Source organism: Streptomyces sp. SID3212, assembly GCF_009865405.1.
GTDB lineage: Bacteria > Actinomycetota > Actinomycetes > Streptomycetales > Streptomycetaceae > Streptomyces.
The window spans coordinates 1-3476 of the sequence record NZ_WWJY01000879.1 but is presented as its reverse complement, the minus strand read 5'-3'; the positions used below and the strand labels follow the sequence as shown (position 1 = coordinate 3476).

The window sequence follows — 3476 nt, the reverse complement described above, 5'->3', positions numbered from 1 at the left end:
GCCCTCCCCGGACCCCGAGTCCTCCGGCGCGTCGGGCCCACCCTCGGGCGCCGGCCCACCGCCGGGCCCGTCGGGCTCGGGATCGTGATCGTCGTCCTCGCCCTTGAACTCCTCCAACGTGTCGTCGAGCTTGTCCTCGTCAAGCCCCGGCGCGTCGAACGGATTGCGCCGCCGCCGGTGCGGCAGCGCGAGCAGCGCGGCCTGCCGGACGTCCTCGGCGAGCACGTCCGTACGACCGGCCCACGCGGCCAGCGCCGTGGCGGTCCGCGCCATCACGATGTCGGCGCGCATGCCGTCCACCTCGAAGGCGGCGCAGGTGGCGGCGATCTGCAACAGGGCCGCGTCCCCCAGCCGTACCTCCGGCAGCAGCGCCCGCGCGGTGACGATCCGCTCCCGCAGCGCGCGCTCCTCGTCGGCCCAACGCCCCGCGAATCCCGCCGGATCGTCGTCGTAGGCGAGCCGCCGCCGTACGACCTCCACCCGCGTCTCGGGCTCCCGGGACGCGGCGACCTCCACGGTCAGCCCGAACCGGTCGAGCAACTGCGGCCGCAGCTCGCCCTCTTCGGGGTTCATCGTCCCGACGAGCAGGAACCGCGCGGCATGCCGTACGGAGACCCCTTCACGCTCGACGTACGAGGCACCCATGGCGGCGGCGTCCAGCAGGAGGTCGACCAGGTGGTCGTGGAGCAGATTGACCTCGTCGACGTACAGCACCCCACGGTGGGCGTCGGCGAGAAGCCCCGGCTCGAAGGCCTTCACACCCTCCGACAGGGCCCGCTCGATGTCGAGCGCCCCCACGAGCCGGTCCTCCGAGGCCCCCACGGGCAGCTCCACCATCCGCGCGGGCCGCGCCGTACCCGGTCCGCTCTCGTGGGGCCCGTCAGGACACAGCGGATCCGGCGAGGCGGGATCACAGCTGAACCGGCACCCCGCCACCACGCCGACCTCGGGCATCAACGCGGACAGCGCCCGTACGGCGGTGCTCTTCGCGGTGCCCTTCTCCCCGCGGACCAGCACACCACCGACCGCCGGACTGACGGCGTTCAGGAGCAGCGCGAGCCGCAGATCGTCCATTCCCACCACGGCGGTGAACGGAAAGGGGGTACTCATAGGGCTCCTTCGAGTGCGATCGGTACGTGTTGCACGAGGGCGACCGGTACGGGGCCGGCCGCAGCGGGGGGCGGGGCCGGGGCCGGGGACGGCGAACGCGGCGTCACGGCGCGCCCGGTGGGATGAACGGCAACCCTGCGGGAGCGCCTCCTTCGATCAACCGCCACAACGCGTCCGTGTCCGCGTGCTCCTCCACCAGGTCCCCCAGCAGATCGAGCTGTTCCTCCCGCAGCGCCCCGAAGCTCGTGTCCGGCGCCGGTACGAACCGCCGCCCCGCCTCCCGCGCGACCTCCACGAGGAACCGCCGCCGGAACGCGTCGTTCTCCAGCACCCCGTGCCAGTGCGTCCCCCGGACAGAACCCACCCGGCACCCGTCCAGCGCCGCCCCGTCCCCGTCGGAGACGAACGCGTCGGAGACGAACGCCGAGCCGCCGCCGACCTCCGCGACCCCGTGGTGGATCTCGTACCCCTCCACGGGCTCACCGAGCGCGACGCCCACCGGCCGCCCGAGCGTCTTCTCGCGCGCGAACCGCACCCGTACCGGCAGCAGCCCCAGCCCGGCCACGATCCCGGCCCGCGACTCCACCTCGTCGTCGATCACCTCGCCGAGCACCTGGTAGCCGCCGCAGATGCCCAGGACGGGACGACCCTCCGCCGCCCGCCGCGCCACCGCGTCCGCGAGCCCGCGCTCCCGCAGCCAGGCCAGGGCGCCCACGGTGCCGCGGGTGCCGGGTACGACGACCAGGTCCGCGTCGGCCAGTTCCTCCGCCCGGTCCACGAACCGCACGACCACGCCCGGCTCCGCCGCCAGCGCGTCCACGTCGGTGAAGTTCGACATCAGCGGTACGGCGCACACCGCGACGCGCAGGACGTCCTCGCCGTACGGGACGGACGCGGCGGACTCCCGTACCGACCCGCGCAGCGACACCCGCAGGCCGTCCTCCTCGTCGATGCCGAGGCCGGGGCGCCACGGCAGCACGCCGAGGGTCGCCCGCCCGGTCAGCCCGCGCAGCATCTCCAACCCCGGTTCCAGCAGGGACACGTCGCCCCGGAACTTGTTGACGACGTACCCGGCGACCAGCGCCTGGTCCTCGGCGCTCAGCAGCGCCGTCGTCCCGAAGAACGAGGCGAAGACCCCGCCCCGGTCGATGTCCCCGACCACGACGACCGGCAGACGGGCGGCGCGGGCGATGCCCATGTTCACGATGTCGGTGCGGCGGAGGTTGATCTCGGCGGGGCTGCCGGCGCCCTCGCAGATCACGGCGTCGTACGTACGGCGCAGCTCGGCGAGGCACTCCAATACGGTGCCCAGCAGCGCCTCCTGGCGGCCCCCGTGGTAGCCCCGGGCGCTCATCTCGCCCACCGGGCGCCCCATGAGGACCACTTGGCTGCTCCGGTCGCCGCCGGGCTTCAGCAGTACGGGGTTCATCAGCGCGGTCGGCTCGACGCGGGCGGCCTGCGCCTGCATGGCCTGGGCCCGGCCGATCTCGGCGCCCTCGCGGGTGACGAACGAGTTGAGGGACATGTTCTGCCCCTTGAAGGGCGCGACCTTGACCCCTTGCCGCACGAGCCACCGGCAGATGCCCGCGGTGACGACGCTCTTGCCCGCGTCGGAGGTGGTCCCGGCGACGAGCACCCCACCCCCGAGCCCGCCCCGCTTCACGGGCGCCGCCCGGCGTCGGTACGGAAGCCGGTGCCGGTGCCGGTACGGGCGCGGAGGCCCGGTCCGGCCACCGCGCCTGGACGGGTGGCGACTTCGGTACGGAGACCCGCTCCCGCGCCGATGCGTGGGCCGGGGTCGGTACGGAGCCCGGCGTCCACGCCGAGGGGCGCACCGGGATCGAGGCGCGCGTTCGCGCCGACGTGCGCGCCGGTACCGGAGCCCGCGTTTACGCCGAGGCGAGTGTCGGCACGGAAGCCCGCGTTTACGCCGAGGCGCGAGTCGGCACCGGAGCCCGCGCTCACGCCGACGCCCCGGTCGGCCCCCGTCCCGGTTTCCGCCCCCGCGTCCGCCTCCGTTCCCGAAATGGCCGCCGGGTCCGCTTCCACCCCCGCCCCCGCTCCCGAAACGGCCGTGTATGCGAACCGCCCCGCCACGCACACCGCCAGCGCCAACGCGCTCACCCGCCGGGACAACCGCACGGCCCGTTCGATGTCGGCGATCTCCACGGGCCGGCCGCCGCCGTTCAGGACGGGGCGATGTTCGACCCGGCCGCCGTACGCGAGCGTTCCGCCCAGTCGTACGCCCAGCGCCCCCGCGAACGAGGCTTCCACCGGGCCCGCGTTGGGGCTCGGGTGTTTGTGCGCGTCGTCGCGCCACGCCTGCCACGCCCCGCGCGGGTCACCGCCCGCGACGACGGCCAGCG

At 74.7% G+C, this 3476-nt stretch carries 3 protein-coding genes; all 3 read right to left on the bottom strand.

Annotation, left to right across the window (positions count from 1 at the left end; translation table 11 throughout):
• Nucleotides 1-1110: ATP-binding protein (locus tag GT042_RS26510; RefSeq protein WP_161311249.1), on the bottom strand; the 1110-nt coding region annotated here is incomplete at its 3' end.
• A 103-nt stretch (nt 1111-1213) separates the two neighbouring features.
• Complete coding sequence (locus tag GT042_RS26505) at nt 1214-2773, bottom strand: cobyric acid synthase (protein ID WP_161311248.1); 1560 nt, start codon at nt 2771-2773, stop codon at nt 1214-1216.
• Nucleotides 2770-3476: cobalamin biosynthesis protein (locus tag GT042_RS39410; RefSeq protein ID WP_237531202.1), on the bottom strand; the 707-nt coding region annotated here is incomplete at its 5' end. The genes GT042_RS26505 and GT042_RS39410, both read right to left, overlap by 4 nt.